The sequence below is a fragment of the Corynebacterium glutamicum ATCC 13032 genome (assembly GCF_000011325.1).
Taxonomy (GTDB): Bacteria; Actinomycetota; Actinomycetes; order Mycobacteriales; family Mycobacteriaceae; genus Corynebacterium; species Corynebacterium glutamicum.
Genome location: NC_003450.3, coordinates 1,373,217 through 1,392,937, shown reverse-complemented (window position 1 = coordinate 1,392,937; position 19,721 = coordinate 1,373,217). Strand labels below are relative to the sequence as shown.

Genomic DNA, 19,721 nt, shown 5'->3' with positions numbered 1-19,721 from the left:
ACTTAAACCCTATCAATATCAGCTCTTTTCCAGGTATTCCTGGTTGATCATTGCGATGTCGCTGACCAGCTCAAGCGCCCTGGAACGGCTGGCGGCAACCAGCTCGGTGGCGTCGATAAGCGCACGCTCGATGATTTTTTGGTCGCTGATAAACGAGAGGTGACGGAGTTTGGTGTCGCTGCCGGACTGGCGGGTGCCCAACACGTCGCCTTCTTGGCGTACCTGCAAATCAAGTTCAGAGAGTTGAAAACCGTCGGTTGTGGTGGAAATTGCGGCGAGGCGTTGGCCTTGTGGGGAGTCCTCGTCGAAGGTGGTGTGCAGCAGGCAGAGGGAATCGTGCTGCCCACGGCCAACACGGCCGCGCAGCTGGTGGATCTGGGAAACGCCGAAGCGTTCCGCCTCGCGGATGAGCATGACGGTGGCGTTGGCAACGTCAATACCGACCTCAATGACCGTGGTGGCGACCAAAATATCGATCTCACCTTGGGCGAATTCCTGCATGACCGAATCTTTGAGATCCGTGTCCATGCGACCGTGCAGCATTCCAACATTCAATCCTGGATATACCTGTTCGGAAAGATAGGCGTGGATTTCCAGCACGCCGCCTTCGCCTTCAATGCGCGGACACACCACATAGGCTTGGCGTCCGGCGAGGACTTCCTCACCGATGCGTTCCCAACCGCGTTTAACCCAGCCAGGTTTGTGATCGGGTATCACCGAGGTTTGAATCGGCCGGCGCCCGCCTGGAAGTTCACGCAACGTGGACACCGCCAAGTCGCCGAACACCGTCATGGCGATGGTGCGCGGAATTGGGGTCGCAGTCATAACCAATAGGTGCGGGGTCAGGCCTTCCCTGCCCTTGGTCCGCAGTTGATCGCGTTGCTCCACGCCGAAACGGTGCTGCTCATCCACCACCACGAGGCCAAGGTCGAAGAACTCCACGGTGTCCTGGATCAGCGCATGCGTGCCGACCACAATGTCTGCGTCACCGGAGATGATTTCCAGCAGAGCCTCCTTCTTGGCTCCCGTGGGCATCGAGCCAGTCAAGAGCACAACATTGATATCAAGGCCTGCGTCGTCGAGAGTTTTGCTCAGGCTGCGGGCATGCTGGGTGGCCAACACTTCCGTCGGGGCGAGCATGGCGCACTGCCTACCGGAATCAATTGCCTGCAGCATCGCGATCAACGACACGATGGTTTTACCCGAACCAACCTCACCTTGGAGCAGACGAGACATGGGAACGCGTTGTTCAATGTCCGCGCTGATCTCACGGATCACTTGCTTCTGTCCCACTGTGAGCTGAAAGTTGAGTGCATCGATGAGCATGTGCTGATGCCCTTTGAGTGCGCGCGGCATGGGTGGTGCTTTGCGGTTCTTGGTATCGGCACGCCGGATCGCCATCACCGTGGCCAGCGATAGTGCTTCGTTGTATTTCAGACGGTTGATAAACGTGCTGGGAGATTCATGGCCTGGATCGTGAATGCCGCGGATGGCCTCGTCGAAACTGGGCATGCCTTCGGGCACCACGCTCAGTGGTTCTTTGATCACCGGCATGGTTTCCAGTACCCGTTGCACTGCAGCCATGATCCGCCAGGTAGTCATGGTGGCGGTGCCGGCATAGATCGGGATGTATTCGCGATCCACCAAACGAAGTGCCACTTCTTCCACATCGCCGTAGGCAGCCAGAGATTTCATACCGCCAGTGGCGGTGAGTCGGCGGCCTGATCCAGGATCTGGGATCACAATGAACTCTGGATGAGATAGCTGAGGTTCGTTGCGAAAAAACTTCACCTTGCCGGTAAAAAGCGCACGAGTGCCTTCTGGGAGAAGACGCGGAATGTGCTTGGCTCCGAAGAAGGAAATGCCGATGCGTTCCGTCTCAGTCAAGACTGTAACCTTGTACAGCATCTTGCCGGACTGGGTATAGGACTGCTTGGCAAAGGCGACCTGACCCACGATGGTAACAAGATCGCCCTCAGTGGCATCACCAATTCCCACGCCAGAGCCGTGGTGGGAGTATTTGCGCACATGGTGGCGGAGCAACTCTTCCGCAGTGGTGTAGCCCAGCGCCTTTTTAATCGCTGTGGCTTCCTTTGCCGGAAGGATGTCTTTGAGCAAACGCTCGTCATGCCAACCCAACATGTGGCTACTCCACTCCGATCTCTACCAGATTCTCCATTCCAGTAGCAGGATAGACCGTGATCTCCACATCCGTGTGAGTTCCCAGGCCACGGCGGAAAACATCTTCGTCGAAGGCGGACTGACGGTCTTGCGCTATGAGAAGGGTAATTTGCTCGCTGGAGCCGTCGAGAAGCCTTAAAGCGGTGCGCGATAGCGCGTCGTTGAGCTCCTCGGAGACCAGAGCTATCTCCGGGCCGATGAAGCTTAATAGATCACCCTTGGAGCATGCGCCGGCCTGGGTGAGCGCGGCGCTGGTGGCGGCGCGGATCGTGGCCGTGCGCATGGAACCGGCGGCCTCTGCCATGGCATAGGAATCCACCGCCAGGGGTTGCGCTGGCTCATGAACGGACACCGCTGCAAGACCTGCAACCAACGTGGCAGTAGGCAAAATAACCACACTTTGCTCAAAAGCATGGCTGGAACGCTCAATGGAAACCAGCTCACGCTTGGTCAAAAGACCGTTGGGCAGCAAGATCACCTCATCGGCACCAGACTTGCGCGCGATGGAAACGATCTTTGCCACCACATCATCAGACTTGGATTGCGCGATGTTGCGGGCCACCACCTTCACTCCAGCGCTGCGGTACAGCTCCGCCACCAGGCCGTCAGGTGCGACAGCCATGAGGACCCGGCGTGGTTCTTCCGTGAAGCTGCCGGAAGTATCGGGGAGGATTTCAAGGCGGAGTTCGCTGACGTCTCCTGCGGCAAATGCTTTTTGGATGACCTCGCCTGCCCGGCGCGAATGGATGTGAACGGTGCCGCGGGTATTGGTTTCTCGGGCGATGAGCAGGCTGTCGCCTAGTGTTTCAAGTTCGTTGTGGAGAGCATCGAGTGTTTGCGCGGAGTCGCATGCAATGTAAAACATCACTTCTAGGTCGCCGGTTTTGCCGTGGAAGGAGGGTTCTTCGGCTGGTTCACTGTGGTGCGATGGATGGTGAGGTGGGTTTCCGTTGATTTGTTCGGCCAGGGACTCCAGGAGAATAACTAGGCCCTGTCCCCCGGCATCAACAACTCCGGCTTCTCGGAGAACAGCTAGTTGGGATGGCGTCCTGGCAAGCGCGGTGCGTGCTGCTTTCACTGCTGCGTTGACGACATCGGGCAACGCGGCGTGTCCTGCCTCCACGAGGTGTTCTACTTCAATAGCTGCAGAACGCAACACAGTGACAACAGTGCCCTCCACAGGATCTGTAATTGCGCGATCAACTAGGGAGCGAGCAATGGATAGCGCTTCTTGGATTGTGTGGCCATCAATAACCCCGTCAGCAGCTGCCTGAGCAATAGCGCGAAGGACCTGACTAAGGACTACTCCAGAATTTCCTCGGGCTCCACGCACAGAACCAACAGCCAAAGCCTCAGTAATCCTTGCGACATCACCCAACTCCCCCAGTTTCAGCGCTTCATCCAACGCAGCTGTCATGGTGTAGGTCATGTTTGATCCAGTGTCTGCATCTGGAACAGGAAAGACATTCAGTGCATTGATCTCTGCACGACGTTCAGAAAGCTGCTCGACAGCGGTCCTGGCCCACTCAAGAACTCCGGCAGCGTCCATTTGTTGGGAAGCTTCCTTGGAAGCTGCCGCAGGAGCCCCCGTTGAATCAGCACGGCGTTCAGGCTGTACAGACGGTGCTGGCTGCGAGCCTTCGGAACGCGAGCTTTCGGAACTGGACATAATCAGATACCTTACAGCGACCAATCGATCTCGGTGGCACCGAGGCTGCTTAAGATTTCGTTCGCACGACTAAAAGGCTTAGAGCCAAAAAAGCCTCTCGACGCCGACAGCGGTGATGGGTGCACTGAGCAGATACACGGCGTATCTCCAAGGAATTTCTGTACCTCTTGGGCTTGTTTACCCCACAGGATTGCCACCAAGGGTTGATCCCGCTCCGCCAAGGCTTTAATCGCCTGTTCGGTTACCGCTTCCCAGCCTTTACCCTTGTGGCTTCCGGCCTGGCCTGGGTGGACGGTGAGTACGCGGTTGAACAATGCGACGCCTTGGTTGCTCCATGCACGGAGGTCGCCGTCCGCGGGCAAGGCAACTTGTGTGCCAGCGACAGAGCCCGGCGCGTTAATACCTAAGTCCAAGGCCCCCTGCTCTGACGCCGAATCGCCTAAAGAGCCGACATCACTCACCAGCTCTTTGAAGATATTGTTCAGGCTCCGTGGCAGTGGTCGTACGTCTGGTTGGGTGGAAAAGCTCAGTCCCATGGCATGTCCTGGGGTGGGATATGGGTCTTGTCCCATGATCAGTACTTTTACTGCGTCAAAGGGGTAGCTAAATGCTCTGAATACGTCATCTACTGGTGGAAGGAATTCTTCTTCCGCGAGGAATACACCGAGTTTTCGGATGGCGTCTTCGACTGGTTTGAGTACTGGTTTCCAGGAGTCGTGGATGGGGAGTTCGTCTACTGAATTCCATAGGGTGTTGGTCATTAGAAGCTTCTCCATCCATCGGAAAATGCGGGGGTTTTCTTATCTACGGTGACGAGGTCTTCGTGGCGTGTTTTGGTGACTTGGCCGATGGTGCGGAATCCAGAGGGGGCATCGCCAAACGTCGTAGAGAGCAGGGTGTGGTCTTCCCCGCCGCTTAAGATCCATCGCCAGGCGTCTGTTCCGAGTACGGAAGCGGCTTCGCTAAGGAGTTCATCGGGGCTGATGCTAGAGGAATCCACATCGATGCGCACACCAGACTTCATGGCCATTTGGTTAAGATCCACAATCAGTCCGTCCGAGTTATCAGTCATGGCGGTCGCTCCAGCAGCGCGTGCCACCATGCCTCGGCCTGGGGTGAGAACTGGTGCGCAGTGTGCATCCACCAAGGGGCGAAGGTGCTCTGGAACGTTGTCTGGACCAAAGTGCTGCAGTAGAGCAAGGCCTGCTGCGGAGTAACCGATCTTTCCGTGGGCCACCAGGGTCTGTCCTGGTCGGGCACGTCCCAACGTCAGCTCTGGCAAGGATCCACCCAGTTGACCAATTGCAGTTACAGCAATAACCAAGGAGTCCCCGCTGGTGATGTCTCCGCCAACAAGTTCCGCGGAGTACTCCTCCAAGCGTTGATTCATGCCACGGGCTAAGCCTCGGACAAACTCCACGGGGGTGTGTGTGGGGGCGGAAATCGCCAACAATGCGGCTACTGGACGTGCACCCATCGCCTCAATATCAGCAAAGTTCTGCACAATCGCCTTCTGCCCTATTTGTTCCGGGGTGGACCAATCCAATTGGAAATGCCTACCCGCAACCAACATGTCGGTGGTGACAACAGCCCTGGAATTGGGTGATGCATGCCGAAGCACAGCTGCGTCATCGCCGTTGAGAGATGATCCAGCTTGCTCCGTGATTACCCGAATCACTTCAAATTCCCCGAGGTCTCCAACGGTTGGCCCGTCGCGAAGCGAATCCGGGAATGAAAGTGAGTGCGCCAAAGTCAACTCCTTGGTTCAAGTGTCAGTATTTTTCTAGTCTATCGCCCCACAGGTAGGCTCAGGACACATGAGTGCCGTGAACAGTGCTGGTCGCCCAGCCAACGGGGGAATTAACAAAACCCCCATGATTATTGCCCTAGTGTTATCTATTGTGTTGGTTTTGGCGGTGCTGTTCGGCGCCCGAGTCCTCCTTGGCCCCGCCGGCCAGCAACAGATAGCCATGAGTGGGCTTCCCGCCCCAGACGCAGAATCTGCTGAGTGCGCCGCATTACTCGAGGATCTCCCCGGCGAGGCCTTCGGGCACACCCGTGCAGAAATCATGGATCCTGTTCCACCGGGCGCTGCCGCCTGGTCCACCTCAGACCTCGAGCGTGTGACGCTGCGTTGTGGCGTCGATATGCCATTCCAGTACACCGCGCTCGCCAACACCGTCGACGTCGACGGCACCACCTGGCTACCTGTCTCCGACATGACCCCCGGCTCCTCCCTGGAGACCTGGTACTCCGTCAACCGCTTCCCCGTCGTCGCCATCACCGCCGATGACATCAGCACCGACAGCGCCGACAACCCCGTCGCCCCCTTCAGCAGCGCCGTCGACAAGCTAGAAAAGCGCGACGGCCAGCCCTTCGACGCCCCACTTACCGGCTTGAGCTCAGCCGGCACCACATGCACTTCGCTTTTCGACGCCCTCCCCCGCCAACTCGAAGTCGGCGGCGACGACGGCACAACGTACGAACGCATCGAGGAGGACCGCATGCAGGCCGCCGGATACTCCGACGACGCAGTCGCGTGGGACACGCCGGGATTAGAACCCATTGTGATCCGTTGCGGCGTGGAGCCTTCTGAGAACTACGCAGCCGGTGCCATGTTGCAGCAGATCGATGACATCCCGTGGTTCGAGGACACCATTTTGGCCTCCGGTACCACCTCGTCTACCTGGTATGCCCTTGGACGCGAGATCGACATCGCCGTGTCTCTGCCTCAGGCTGCTTCCTCTTCCCTGATTACTATCTCCGGTTTCATTGAAGACACGGTTCCTGCGGAATAAGACATAAAAAATCGCCCCACCTTGTTTGAGAGGTGGGGCTGTTTTTATTTGATGCTAGTTGTCGCGGTGCAATGCCTGCTGCACCAACACATCCAACAATTCCTCATAAGCCACGCCTGATGCAGTGAACATCTGTGGGTACATGGAAATGGGGGTAAATCCTGGCATGGTGTTGATCTCATTGAGCACAGGACCATTGGCGGTAACAAAGAAGTCCACGCGAGCAAGGCCTTCACACGCAAGAGCCTGGAAAGATTCCACAGCCAAAGACTGGATCAGTTCCGTGGTCTTCTCATCAAGCGGTGCTGGGATCTCTGCAGTAACAACGTTGTCCAAGTACTTGGTATCAAAGTCATAGAATCCACCAGCGCCTGATTCGGTGCCAGACAGCAACGCAGGAACAGACGCCACGATACGACCGTCTGGATACTGCAGCACGCCACACTCCACCTCAGAGCCAACGATCTCTGATTCCACAATGACCTTCTCATCATGGGCACGAGCAAGCCCCACAGCCTTATTAAAATCCTCCCACGCAGTAACACGAGAGATACCAATCGATGAGCCACCACGCGCAGGCTTCACAAATACAGGCAGGCCCAGCAGGTTCTTTTCTGCCTCGGTCAGCTCGGTACGATCACGTAGAATCACCTCACGGCCAACGGGCAGCCCTTCCGCTGCCATGAGCTTCTTAGTGTATTCCTTGTCCATTCCCGCAGCAGAGGCCAGCACACCTGGGCCAACGACCGGAATATCAGACAGTGCAAACAGACCCTGCACAGTGCCGTCTTCACCAAAACGACCATGCAGCACAGGGAAAATCACATCAGCGGTGGCATACAAGCTGCCATCGGAAAAGTGGAACTCTCCACGGTGTGCGGGATCCAGGCTTGGGCGAACCTCTTCATGATGCTCCACCTCAGGCATGGTGCGATCGATGAGAGTTAGCTTCTGTGGATCGGTTTCACCAACAACCCACGCGCCGTCGACAGTAATGCCGACGGGAATCACATCGTACTTCTCAGGATCGAGATGGGCCATGATAGCACCAGCGGAGACGCAGGAGACGGAGTGCTCAGAACTGCGACCACCATAAACGACTGCGACGCGGACTTTTCCAGAATTAGAGTTGCTCACAGCATTGAAGCTTACAACCTAAGACTACTCAGCCTTCTTAGACCTGCCCATGAGAGCCACAATCATGTCAGTTACTTTCATATCTCGGTGGCACACACCGTAGACAGCCTGGGTGATCGGCATCTCCACACCAAGCTTGGTGGCAAGATCAAAAATCGACTGCGAGGAAATAACACCCTCCGCAACCTGACCATTGGTTGCCTCGCGAGCCTTCTCTAGGGATTCACCCTGACCCAAACGCTCACCGAAGCTGCGGTTACGCGACAGCGGTGATGAACACGTAGCCACCAAGTCGCCCATTCCCGCAAGGCCAGAAAAAGTCTTCGCATCCGCACCCAATGTGGCACCGAGGCGTGCGATCTCTGCAAGGCCACGAGTAATCAACGATGCATTGGTGTTCTCACCCAGGCCGTAACCATGGGAAATACCACAGGCCAGCGCGATGACGTTCTTACACGCACCACCGATTTCAGTGCCCACCACATCAGTGTTGGTGTACGGGCGGAAATACGGCGCAGCCACTGCAGCCTGCACAAGTTTCGCTCGGTTTTCATCAGGGCAAGCAATCACCGTAGCTGCAGGCTGCCCCTCCGCGATCTCACGAGCAAGGTTTGGCCCCGACAACACCGCGATGCGTGAAGGATCCGCTTCCGTCACCTCCGCGATCACTTCACTCATCCGCAGGTGCGTGCCCTTTTCAATACCTTTAGCCAAGGACACCAAGGTCGCATCCTGCGGGATCGTCTCTTTCCACTCCGCCAAATTGCCACGCAACGCCTGCGAAGGAATCGCCAACACCACAATGGCTGCGCCCTCTAAAGCCTCCGTTGCCGATGATGTGACCTGCAGCGACTCCGGCAACGTAATCCCCGGAAGGTAATCACGGTTTTCATGGCTGTCACGGATGGTGCTTGCCAACTCTTCCCGCCTCGCCCACAACGTCACAGCGTTGCCAGCATCAGAGAAGACCTTGGCCAACGTGGTTCCCCAGGAACCTGCACCCATCACGCTTACAGAAACCACGCGAAACCCACCTTTCGAAAACGATATTTAACCGTCTCAGGTTAGCCCATGTCCCAAGCCACCCGCATGGAAACCTCCTGGAAACCTGCCGCTGCTGCCCAGAATTTGCCAGGAATCATCCAAAAATGTCGCCACACGCCGAGTCCAGAATGTGCAATGAGCGGGTCGCTGGTGAACAATAGATGGAAGTAGTTTTTCATTCACTTATGTGCGCGTTTTTAATCTGGTTTCTACCAAGAACTGTGTGCACCACAACGCGGAAGGTGAATCGCACCCAATGGCAAATAAGAACAATAAGCCTCATGAGGTGGACAAAGACCAAGATTCAGCCATGCTGATCAACGGTCGCCTGCAACAGATCCCGGCGCGTCCCACTGAGGAATTCACCCGCCCAACTCTTGCAGCAGGTGCAGTACTGTGGCGCGGCGACATCACCAACCCGGACAGCATCGAGGTCGCTGTCATCCACCGCCCGCACTATGATGACTGGTCCCTGGCCAAGGGCAAAGTCGATCCCGGCGAGTCTATTCCGACAACCGCGGCCCGTGAAATCCTTGAAGAAACTGGCTACGACATCCGTCTGGGCAAGCTGATCGGCAAGGTTACTTACCCTGTGCTCGACCGAACCAAAGTGGTCTACTACTGGACTGCCCAGGTTCTTGGTGGAGAGTTTGTCCCCAACGATGAAGTTGATGAAATCCGTTGGCTGTCTGTTGATGAAGCATGCGAGTTGCTCAGCTACCAAGTAGATACCGAAGTTCTGGCCAAGGCAGCAAAGCGTTTCCGCACTCCTTCCACCACTCGGGTGCTGTATGTTCGCCATGCTCATGCACATGGTCGCCAAACCTGGGGTGGCGACGACAATAAGCGCCCATTGGACAAAAAGGGGCGTCGACAAGCAGAAATGCTCGTACCCATGTTGTTGCCCTTCAAACCCACCGCAATTTACTCGGCGGTGCCCGATCGCTGCCAAGCCACCGCGCTCCCCCTTGCCGATGAGCTCGGCCTCGACGTGTCCGTCAACCGACTGTTCGGCGACGACGCCTGGGAAACCGATCCCGAGGCCTGCAAGAAGCGCTTCACCGACGTGGTCGCGCAAGGTGGCGTGCCGATGATCGTTGGGCAGGGCGACATCATTCCGGAAATGATCAAATGGTTCTCCGAGAACGGCACCCTCCCTATCGATGAGAAGATCAAGGCGAAAAAGGGCAGCGTGTGGGTGTTGAGCTTTCACGACGGTGTGTTCACCGGCGCTGATTACCTGGCGAGTTCCCTGCCGGTTAAATAGGAGCGCGTTTAAGGCCTCCAGTTTGGCGAGTGGGTATGGGCTTGGGTTTGAGCCTGTTAGGGGCTTAGAACCCATTCTGGAGGGGCACTTTTCATGCGTTCTAGGTAATGGTTTCGGCTTGCTCGGGGCGGAGCGTCATATTAAACCAAGGGTCTTGGCTTACCGGGGTCCCTTGGTCTGGATATGCACTTCCCAGGCCTCAAAACGTACGAAAAAGACCAAGACCTTAAGGGAATCCAGGGCCTCTTGGTCTATTCCAGACATGCCCACTCCACTCGCCCACCAAGACGCACAAAAGCACCCCGCGACGGAAGATCACGGGGTGCTTTCGCTATCAGACTGAAACTTAAGCGTTAGTGCGTGGCTTAAACGCAGGGCGCTTAGCCTCGTAGTCTTCAATTTCATCGAGCTTGCGCAGGGTCAGGCCAGCGTCGTCGAGGCCTTCCATCAAACGCCAGCGGATGTAGGGGTCAACTTCGAAGCTGATCACTACGTCGCCTGCGGTGACGATCTGCTTTTCCAGGTTCACGGTCAGTTCGAGGCCTGGGGTTTGTTCCATGAGCTTCCACAGAAGTTCGATGTCGGACTGTTCCATGATGCCGGTGAGCATGCCCGCTTTTCCGGAGTTGCCGCGGAAGATGTCGGCGAATCGTGAGGAGAAGACAGCGCGGAAGCCGTAGTCCATGAGTGCCCAGACGGCGTGCTCGCGGGAGGAGCCGGTGCCAAAGTCAGGGCCTGCTACGAGAACGGAGCCGTTCTTGTAGGTGTCGGTGTTGAGGACAAAGTTGGGGTCGTTTTGGCGCCAGTTGGAAAACAGTCCGTCTTCGAAGCCGGTCCGGGTGACGCGCTTGAGGTAGACGGCTGGGATGATCTGGTCGGTGTCCACGTTGGATCGCTGCAGTGGAACGCCAACGCCGGTGTAGGTGGTAAATTTTTCCATTGTTTTCTAGCCTTCCTTAGATATCTGCAGGTGAGGACAGGGTGCCGCGGATTGCGGTGGCGGCTGCGACTGCTGGGGATACCAGGTGGGTGCGGCCTCCTGGTCCTTGGCGTCCTTCGAAGTTTCGGTTGGAGGTGGATGCGGAGCGCTCGCCTGGCTTCAGTTGGTCTGGGTTCATGCCCAGGCACATGGAGCAGCCTGCGGTACGCCATTCAGCGCCAGCGTCGGTGAAGATTTTGTCCAGTCCGAGCGCTTCTGCCTCTTGCTTGATCCAGGTGGAGGAAGGCACGACCATCATGCGCATGCCGTCGGCGATTTTGTGGCCCTTGAGGATGTCAGCGGCGATCTGCAGGTCTTCGATGCGGGCGTTGGTGCAGGATCCCAGGAAGACGGTGTCGATCTTGATGTCGCGCAGTGGGGTTCCTGGTACCAGGTCCATGTACTGCAGTGCCTTTTCGGCTGCTGCCTTGTCGTTGTCGTTGGTGAAGTCTTCTGGGCTTGGTACGGATTCGCCCAGTGGCAGGCCCTGGCCTGGGTTGGTGCCCCAGGTGATGAATGGGGTCAGTGCGGAGCCATCGATTTCTACGACCTTGTCAAAGGTTGCGCCTTCGTCGGTTGGCAGGGTCTTCCAGTAAGCAACTGCTTCGTCCCAGTCGGCGCCCTTTGGTGCCATTTCGCGGCCTTCAACGTAGTCGAAGGTGGTTTGGTCTGGGGCGATCATGCCGGCACGTGCGCCAGCTTCGATGGACATGTTGCACATGGTCATGCGTGCATCCATGGACATCTTACGGATTGCTTCGCCGCGGTATTCCAGAACGTAGCCCTGTCCGCCGCCGGTGCCGATCTTGGCGATAATCGCCAGAATCAGGTCCTTGGAGGAAACACCTGGCTGCAGTTCACCAGTAACTTCAATGGCCATGGTCTTGAAAGGCTTCAGTGGCAGGGTTTGAGTAGCCATGACGTGCTCAACCTCTGAGGTACCGATGCCGAATGCCATGGAGCCAAAAGCACCGTGGGTGGAGGTGTGGGAGTCACCGCACACAATGGTCATGCCTGGCTGGGTTGCGCCGAGCTGTGGGCCGACGGTGTGCACGATGCCCTGTCGGACATCACCCATTGGGTGCAGGCGCACGCCGAATTCTTCACAGTTGTCGCGCAGAGTAGATACCTGCAGGCGGGAAATCTTGTCGTTGATTTCCAGCAGTGAGCCAGTCTTGATGCCTTCGGTTGGCACGTTGTGGTCTTCGGTGGCCAGGTGCAGTTCTGGGTGGCGCAGTTTACGGCCGGTCATGCGCAGGCCGTCAAATGCCTGTGGTGAGGTCACTTCATGCAGCAGCTGCAGGTCGATGTAGAGGAGGTCGGGCTCGCCGTTTTCTCCCTTGGACACGACATGGTCGCGCCACACCTTCTCTGCCAGGGTCAGCTTCTCAGTTGAGGTGCTGTTCTCCACGGGGCTGGTCATGGAACTCACCGTCCTTTAAAAATCTGTAAATCTCACTATATGAGATTAAAATATCGTTTCATGGGACAGTATAGCTATTAAGAGGCATAAATGTCACCTCCCGCCCAAAATCTTTTTATACCCCCACACACAGTGAATCCCTTCACCACGTCTCATTGGGTGAAATGCTAAATTCAAGGTATGGGACAGCAAGAAATTATCGAGGACTCCACCGAGAGCGGTATTAAGGTTTTAGACCGCACTGTATTAATCCTCAATGTCATCGCAGAACAGCCTCGATCGTTGGCAGAGCTCGCAGCTGCCACCGATCTGCCCAGGGCTACAGCCCACCGCCTCGCCTCAGCGCTTGAGGTACACGGCATGTTGGCACGCTCCCGCGATAATAGATGGACCATCGGCGCACGGCTTGCCTCATTGGGTGCACGCGGCGCTGACACCCTCATCGATACGGCCGTACCAATTATGGCCGACCTTATGGAGCGCACCGGCGAATCCGTTCAGCTTTATCGCCTCACCGGCACCACCCGCACGTGTGTGGCCAGCCAAGAGCCCAGCTCCGGGCTAAAAAACGTGGTTCCCGTGGGCACTCGCATGCCTTTAAATGCAGGGTCAGCAGCGCGCGTTTTTGCCGCCTACCTCCCCATCCCCTCTGCCAGCGTCTTTTCCCGCGAGGAGCTTGACCAGGTGCGCGCCAGCGGCTTAGCGGAGTCCGTGGGCGAGCGTGAGCTCGGCCTTGCTAGCCTCTCCTCCCCTGTTTTTGATTCCAACGGATCCATGATCGCGGCACTGTCCATCTCCGGCGTGGCCGAGCGCCTCAAGCCCCACCCCGCCGCCATGTGGGGCACCGAGCTTATCGACGCCGCCGAGCGCCTAGGCGCTTTGCTTTAAGAGCTTTTCGACGCACAACCCCAGTTGTTTATTCAACTCATTGAACCCTAAGCGCTGGAGAGATATCTGATAAACCTCGCTATACCACCAGATTTGCTGCTCTTTGCCAGCGTTAAAGCGTTGCCATAAATCTTCACCGTGTATTTCAAGGTCATCCAAGATGGACATGAGATTATGCAGTTTATCTGCGGTGGAGATTAAGACAGCCTCTAAGCTGGCACCTGCGCTGAGGTGCAGGAGGTAAGCGTCGGCACGCGCTTTCCAGCTTTTTAAGGGCTGTTTGGTGAGCTCTTCCACCAACTCGCGCACCCGCGGACCAAAATCAGCTTCAAGTTGGGCAGAATTGTATTCCTCGGGTACGTCTTCGAGGGTGTCGTGGAGCAGCCCGGCGATGAGCACATCTTCATCATTAGTGACGCTGGCCAGCAAGTACATCACTGAATAAAGATGGCTGACATACGGAATTCCACCGCCTTTGCGTACGTGGTGGCGGTGTGCCCACGCGGCAGTATTCATAGCTTTGCGAAGGCGCGGGGAAAGTGTATTCACGCAGGAAACTTTCGGCTAGAATTTTTAATATATATCCCATGCAAATCGCAGGAGGAATAGATGTTGAAATTCCAGTCTAGAGCCTTAATCCTCACAGTTTCTATGCTTGCAACTTTAAGTGGATGCAGCCAGGAATCCGATCCCATTCAGTCACCAATAACAATCACCACAACCGCCACGACCATGCTCACCACAACGGTCACTACATCCGCCCCGAACCCAGTTCCCCCAGATGCACAGCTGGGCGATTCTGTAGACCTGGAAGTTTCGCGAGCCACAGTATGCATTTATGGCGATGGATACGGCACCACTACCTGGCTCGCAGGGACGGATACCAGCTGCGAGTTTGTCGGCGCGGTGCATCAAAAATTAGTAACCGGAGTAAATGCCACCACTGAAGATATCCGCGACTTTTTACCGATGGACATTAATGTCACCAGCCCCGTCACTGGCCAGGAATATCAGATGAGCTGCACTAATGAGAGTGCGAAAGTAAGTGCATGCCGTAGCAACACTAACGCCAGCGTTTATTTTTACTAAGAACGTGAGCTTGGTTTCATAATACCCCCCAGGGTATTGTTAGCCAGGTGATTCTAGCCCTTCTTGGCGGCCTAATAATAGGCCTACTTCTTGGCATGCTCGGTGGTGGCGGTGCCATCCTTGCCATTCCGCTGCTTATTTATGGATTTTCTTTTAGCGCCACGCAAGCTACTGCAGCTTCATTAATCATCATCGGACTTGGCGCCCTCATTGGACTGATCAGCCAATACGCTGCCGGGCACGTCCGCCTTAAAGAGGGTCTAAGCTTTGGCCTTTTAGGGTTGGTCGGCTCATTTGTGGGCAGTCACCTTGCTAGCAATATCCCCGATTCCCTACTCCTGAGCGGCTTTGCCATCCTCACGCTCGTGGTGGCGTTGACCATGATTTCTAAATTAAGAAGCACCCGAGAATACATAACCAGAAGGCCAAGCATCCTTGCCATTGCTCTTAGTGCCACCGGCGTGGGATTTTTGACGGGATTTTTTGGTGTGGGTGGCGGTTTTGCCATTGTGCCAGCCTTGATTTTTGCGCTCGGTTTTTCCATGCGGCAGGCTAGCGCCACTTCCCTAGTGGTGATCGCCGTTAACAGCGCTATTGCCATGGGATTTAGATATTCCGATTTGGCAAGTATTGACTGGTCAGTGATCTCGCCAATTATCATCACCACCGTATTGGGCGCTTTTAGTGGCGTAAAACTAGCCAAAAAGGTCAAAGCATCATCACTGCAACTAGGTTTTGCTGGCTTCTTGATCTTCATTTCGATCTATATGGGATTTCAGAATTTCCCGGACCTTTTTTAAAACTTCAAAATATACCCCCCAGGGTATCTTGACAGATTAAAGCTCGATGTTTTAGGCTCTACATATACCCCCACGGGTATCCCCTCAACTTTGATCTAAGGTGTCACATGCTTTTTGAACGCATCTACGAAGAAGGCCTCGCCCAAGCCAGCTATTTCATTGGCTGCCAACGCGAAGGCAAAGCGATTGTTGTTGATGCTCGCCGAGATATCCAGACCTATCTGGACCTTGCAGCAAAAAACAACATGGTCATTAGCGCCGTAACCGAAACCCATATTCATGCCGATTATCTCTCCGGTACTCGCGAACTTGCAGCTGCCACCGGCGCCGAGATTTTCCTCTCTGGCGAAGGCGGAGCTGATTGGCAATATGGCTTTACAGGCACCACCTTGATGCACAATTCCACCATCAAGCTGGGAAATATCACCATCACAGCCAAGCACACTCCCGGACACACTCCAGAGCACCTGTCATTTTTGATTACTGATGGTGCGGTCTCAAAGGATCCCGGTTTTATGCTCAGCGGTGACTTCGTCTTCGTAGGTGACGTGGGACGTCCAGATTTACTTGATGAGGCAGCTGGCGGCGTGGACACCCGCTTCGCCGGAGCACAGCAACTCTTCCATAGCCTAAAAGAGCAGTTCCTTGCACTCCCCGACCACATTCAGGTTTATCCAGGTCATGGTGCTGGCAGCCCTTGTGGCAAGGCATTGGGCGCGATCCCTAGCACCACCGTGGGATATGAAAAGGCTAATGCGTGGTGGGCTCCATATCTGCGCAGTGATGATGAAGCCGGCTTTGTGGAAGAGCTTCTCGACGGCCAGCCAGATGCCCACGCTTACTTTGCTCGCATGAAAAAGCAGAACAAGCAGGGACCTGCAGTACTTAGTACATTATCCCCGCTTGTGAAGCTAGAAGCCGAGGAAGTCGTCGAAAAGCTTGGTTCTGAAGCAGTATTTGTGGATACCCGCGAGCAAAACCAAGTCCATCTCGGAACCGTTGTTGGGGCATTGAATATTCCGCGCGGCGCCAAGGCGTCCAATTTTGCGGCGTGGGTTATTGATCCTCAAAAGGATGCTCAGGACCTTATTGTTTTGGCTCCGGACGCCAATACCGCTGCGGATTTCCGCGACGCTTTGCTGCGGGTTGGCATCGACACTGTGCGTTATTTCACCAACAGTATCGATGGATTGCCTACCTTTGTGCCAGAACTCATCTCCCCCGCTGAGCTAGCTGAGACCAACTATGACGCACTGATTGATATCCGTGCAAAGTCCGAATTTGCCGCTGGCAGCATTCCCGGCGCGCAGCAGCTTTCTGGAGGTTCGGCCATGTGGCGCCTCAATGAGCTGCCTGCGGGTGGCACTTTGGTAACCTTCTGCCAATCAGGAGCGCGAAATACCGTGGTAGCCAATGCTTTGCGACGCGCCGGATTCACCGTTATCGAGCTCGAGGGCAGCTACGCCGCGTGGGAAAAATCAGCTGCCAATCCTAAAAACTTGCAGACTGCCGTCTAGTTTTAGATCCGGCGCTGTATCAACTAAACAATCACCCCTTTTAAGAGAGGCCACATTATGTGTCGCGCAGTTACTTGTAAGAAGTGCGGAAAGACCACCTGGGCAGGCTGCGGCCAGCACGTTGATCAGGTTATGAAAAATGTTCCGAGCTCCCAGCGTTGCCAGGGCCACAAGGCAGAGCCTTCCAAGGGCTTCCTTTCCAAGCTTTTCGGCTAAGCATGCCGGATATGGCCAATCCTTCCGGGGGTTGGCCGTTTTTTGCTTTTCGACGCAAACCCACCGCCGCAGGCAAGAGTTTTTCGTCGAAAAGCGCAGTGTTTTTAGCAATCGGAAGCAATTATTGAATTTAATAGTCCCGGTTATGCCCGATTGGGCTTCATTTTCCGGCATTTTCCTTTAAACTCATCTGCTATGACTGAAAATCAGCCACTCCCCGCCGACCTCGTCGGCAGCCATGTTCGTGCCGCTGCTGGCACCCCCGCCGACCTCGCTACTGATCGCAAGTTCTGGACTGGTCTTTCCCGTGCAGTCCAGGAGCGCATTGCCGATGATTGGGAGCGCACCCGCGAAGCTTATGGTGCTGCTCGCCAGCAACATTATTTCTCCGCTGAATTCCTCATGGGCCGTGCACTGCTGAACAACCTGACCAACTTAGGTCTGGTTGATGAGGCTGCAGCTGCTACCCGTGAGCTGGGCCATGAGATCACCGACATCCTGGAAATCGAAAATGACGCAGCACTGGGCAATGGTGGCTTGGGCCGCCTCGCCGCTTGCTTCCTGGATTCTGCTGTTACCCAGGACTACCCCGTTACTGGTTATGGTCTGCTCTACCGCTTCGGTCTTTTCCGTCAGTCCTTTAACGAGGGCTTCCAGGTAGAAAAGCCAGACCCATGGCGCGAAGAGGAATATCCTTTTACCATTCGTCGTGCATCCAACCAGTTGGTTGTGTGCTTTGACGATATGAAAACCCGCGCTATTCCTTATGACATGCCGATCACCGGCTATGGCACTCACAACGTGGGAACTCTGCGCCTGTGGAAGGCGGAGCCGTGGGAAGAATTCGATTACGATGCCTTCAACTCCCAGCGCTTTACCGACGCCATCATCGAGCGCGAGCGCGTTTCCGATATCTGCCGCGTGCTCTACCCTAATGACACCACCTACGAGGGCAAGAAGCTGCGCGTTCGCCAGCAGTACTTCTTCACCTCTGCTTCCCTGCAGGCCATGATTCAGGGCCACCTGGCGCACCACAAGGACCTCAGCAACTTTGCCGAGTTCCACTCCGTGCAGCTCAATGACACTCACCCAGTGTTGGCTATCCCTGAGCTTATGCGTCTGCTCATGGACGAGCATGACATGGGCTGGGAAGAATCCTGGGCAATCGTGTCCAAGACCTTCGCATACACCAACCACACCGTGCTCACCGAAGCTCTTGAGCAGTGGGATCAGCAGATCTTCCAACAGCTGTTCTGGCGCGTGTGGGAAATCATCACAGAGATCGATCGCCGCTTCCGTTTGGAGCGCGCAGCCGATGGACTGGATGAAGAGACCATCGACCGCATGGCTCCAATCCAGCACGGCACTGTTCATATGGCATGGATTGCCTGTTACGCGGCATATTCCATCAATGGCGTGGCAGCGCTGCACACCGAGATCATCAAGGCCGAGACCTTGGCTGACTGGTACGCACTGTGGCCAGAGAAGTTCAACAACAAGACTAACGGTGTTACCCCACGCCGTTGGCTGCGCATGATCAACCCAGGTCTGTCTGACCTGCTCACTCGACTTTCCGGTTCCGATGATTGGGTAACCGATCTGGATGAGCTGAAGAAGCTGCGCTCCTATGCCGACGATAAGTCCGTGCTTGAAGAACTCCGCGCTATCAAGGCTGCTAATAAGCAAGACTTCGCCGAGTGGATCCTCGAGCGCCAGGGCATTGAGATTGATCCAGAATCCATCTTTGACGTGCAGATTAAGCGCCTCCACGAGTACAAGCGCCAGCTCATGAACGCGCTCTACGTACTAGACCTTTACTTCCGTATTAAGGAAGATGGCCTCACCGACATCCCAGCACGCACTGTCATCTTTGGCGCCAAGGCCGCGCCGGGTTATGTCCGCGCCAAGGCGATTATCAAGCTCATCAACTCTATTGCTGACTTGGTAAACAACGATCCTGAGGTCTCCCCGCTGCTCAAGGTGGTCTTTGTAGAGAACTACAACGTCTCCCCTGCTGAGCACATCTTGCCTGCGTCTGATGTCTCCGAACAGATTTCCACCGCCGGCAAGGAAGCCAGCGGTACCTCCAACATGAAGTTCATGATGAACGGCGCCCTCACCCTGGGCACCATGGACGGCGCCAACGTAGAGATCGTGGATTCTGTGGGCGAGGAAAACGCCTATATCTTCGGTGCTCGCGTGGAAGAATTGCCAGCCCTGCGCGAAAGCTACGAGCCATATGAGCTCTATGAGACCGTCCCTGGCCTCAAGCGCGCATTGGACGCCCTGGATAACGGCACCCTCAACGACAACAACAGTGGTTTGTTCTACGACCTCAAGCATTCCTTGATCCACGGTTATGGAAAAGACGCCAGCGACACCTACTACGTGCTTGGCGATTTCGCAGATTACCGCGAGACCCGCGACCGTATGGCCGCCGACTACGCCTCCGATCCCCTGGGTTGGGCACGCATGGCCTGGATCAACATTTGCGAGTCCGGCCGTTTCTCCTCCGACCGCACCATCCGCGATTATGCCACCGAGATCTGGAAGCTCGAGCCAACTCCTGCTGTTAAGAAGTAGGTTTTAACCTCCGCTTCTAACAAACGGCTAACCCTTTTGGGTTAGCCGTTTTTTGGGGTTAAGGGGTTTAAAAGAGGGCTTTTCGACGAGTGTTGGTGGGCATTCTTATTTCCCACAATGGCAAGGGGCT

The 19,721-nt window shown here is 55.7% G+C and carries 16 protein-coding genes; 7 read left to right on the top strand and 9 right to left on the bottom strand.

What is annotated here, in order from left to right:
• Positions 1-18: 18 nt before the first annotated feature.
• The 4 genes from CGL_RS06600 to CGL_RS06585 are packed head-to-tail and all read right to left on the bottom strand — an operon-like array spanning position 19 to position 5,600.
• Complete coding sequence (locus tag CGL_RS06600) at positions 19-2,142, bottom strand: ATP-dependent DNA helicase RecG (protein WP_011014290.1); 2,124 nt, start codon at positions 2,140-2,142, stop codon at positions 19-21.
• Positions 2,143-2,146: 4 nt separating this feature from the next.
• Positions 2,147-3,850 (bottom strand): DAK2 domain-containing protein, encoded by a 1,704-nt coding sequence (locus tag CGL_RS06595; RefSeq protein ID WP_011265725.1) that lies wholly within the window; start codon positions 3,848-3,850, stop codon positions 2,147-2,149.
• Between the two features lie 11 nt (positions 3,851-3,861).
• Complete coding sequence (locus tag CGL_RS06590; RefSeq protein ID WP_011014288.1) at positions 3,862-4,611, bottom strand: uracil-DNA glycosylase; 750 nt, start codon at positions 4,609-4,611, stop codon at positions 3,862-3,864.
• On the bottom strand, positions 4,611-5,600 hold the full coding sequence (locus CGL_RS06585; RefSeq protein ID WP_011014287.1) for a thiamine-phosphate kinase: 990 nt from the start codon (positions 5,598-5,600) through the stop codon (positions 4,611-4,613). The genes CGL_RS06590 and CGL_RS06585 overlap by 1 nt, the downstream gene beginning before the upstream one ends.
• A gap of 67 nt (positions 5,601-5,667) precedes the next feature.
• On the opposite strand from CGL_RS06585, the gene CGL_RS06580 reads away from it, so the two are divergent.
• Entirely contained in the window at positions 5,668-6,648 is a 981-nt protein-coding gene (locus CGL_RS06580) for a DUF3515 domain-containing protein (RefSeq protein ID WP_011014286.1), read from the top strand.
• Positions 6,649-6,702: 54 nt separating this feature from the next.
• On the opposite strand, the gene CGL_RS06575 is transcribed toward CGL_RS06580, so the two are convergent.
• Together CGL_RS06575 and CGL_RS06570 are read right to left on the bottom strand one after the other, a co-directional pair.
• Positions 6,703-7,785 (bottom strand): D-alanine--D-alanine ligase family protein, encoded by a 1,083-nt coding sequence (locus CGL_RS06575; protein WP_011014285.1) that lies wholly within the window; start codon positions 7,783-7,785, stop codon positions 6,703-6,705.
• Between the two features lie 24 nt (positions 7,786-7,809).
• Positions 7,810-8,808: an NAD(P)H-dependent glycerol-3-phosphate dehydrogenase gene (locus CGL_RS06570; protein ID WP_003858849.1), complete on the bottom strand. Its 999-nt coding sequence runs from the start codon at positions 8,806-8,808 to the stop codon at positions 7,810-7,812.
• A gap of 277 nt (positions 8,809-9,085) precedes the next feature.
• Between CGL_RS06570 and CGL_RS06565 the strand changes: the two genes are divergently transcribed.
• On the top strand, positions 9,086-10,096 hold the full coding sequence (locus tag CGL_RS06565; protein ID WP_011265722.1) for an NUDIX hydrolase: 1,011 nt from the start codon (positions 9,086-9,088) through the stop codon (positions 10,094-10,096).
• Between the two features lie 346 nt (positions 10,097-10,442).
• Here the strand turns inward: CGL_RS06565 and leuD are convergent, their stop codons facing one another.
• Both leuD and leuC read right to left on the bottom strand, forming a co-directional pair.
• The gene (leuD, locus tag CGL_RS06560; protein WP_011014282.1) at positions 10,443-11,036 is read right to left on the bottom strand and encodes a 3-isopropylmalate dehydratase small subunit; all 594 of its coding nucleotides are present in this window, start codon (positions 11,034-11,036) and stop codon (positions 10,443-10,445) included.
• Positions 11,037-11,052: 16 nt separating this feature from the next.
• Positions 11,053-12,498: a 3-isopropylmalate dehydratase large subunit gene (gene leuC, locus CGL_RS06555; protein WP_011014281.1), complete on the bottom strand. Its 1,446-nt coding sequence runs from the start codon at positions 12,496-12,498 to the stop codon at positions 11,053-11,055.
• 180 nt (positions 12,499-12,678) lie between these two features.
• Here leuC and CGL_RS06550 point away from each other — a divergent pair, with 180 nt between their 5' ends.
• Positions 12,679-13,386 (top strand): IclR family transcriptional regulator, encoded by a 708-nt coding sequence (locus CGL_RS06550; protein ID WP_011014280.1) that lies wholly within the window; start codon positions 12,679-12,681, stop codon positions 13,384-13,386.
• Here the strand turns inward: CGL_RS06550 and CGL_RS06545 are convergent.
• A complete protein-coding gene (locus CGL_RS06545; protein WP_011014279.1) occupies positions 13,369-13,935 on the bottom strand; it encodes an HD domain-containing protein in 567 nt (188 codons plus the stop codon). The genes CGL_RS06550 and CGL_RS06545 overlap by 18 nt on opposite strands.
• A 60-nt stretch (positions 13,936-13,995) precedes the next feature.
• On the opposite strand from CGL_RS06545, the gene CGL_RS06540 reads away from it, so the two are divergent.
• The 4 genes from CGL_RS06540 to malP all read left to right on the top strand — a co-directional run bounded on the left by CGL_RS06540 (position 13,996) and on the right by malP (position 19,591).
• Entirely contained in the window at positions 13,996-14,475 is a 480-nt protein-coding gene (locus CGL_RS06540; protein WP_003858864.1) for a hypothetical protein, read from the top strand.
• A gap of 95 nt (positions 14,476-14,570) precedes the next feature.
• A complete protein-coding gene (locus CGL_RS06535; protein WP_208400692.1) occupies positions 14,571-15,275 on the top strand; it encodes a sulfite exporter TauE/SafE family protein in 705 nt (234 codons plus the stop codon).
• A gap of 107 nt (positions 15,276-15,382) precedes the next feature.
• The gene (locus CGL_RS06530) at positions 15,383-16,792 is read left to right on the top strand and encodes an MBL fold metallo-hydrolase (protein ID WP_011014277.1); all 1,410 of its coding nucleotides are present in this window, start codon (positions 15,383-15,385) and stop codon (positions 16,790-16,792) included.
• Between the two features lie 411 nt (positions 16,793-17,203).
• Complete coding sequence (malP, locus tag CGL_RS06525; protein ID WP_011014275.1) at positions 17,204-19,591, top strand: maltodextrin phosphorylase MalP; 2,388 nt, start codon at positions 17,204-17,206, stop codon at positions 19,589-19,591.
• The last annotated feature ends 130 nt before the right edge of the window (positions 19,592-19,721 follow it).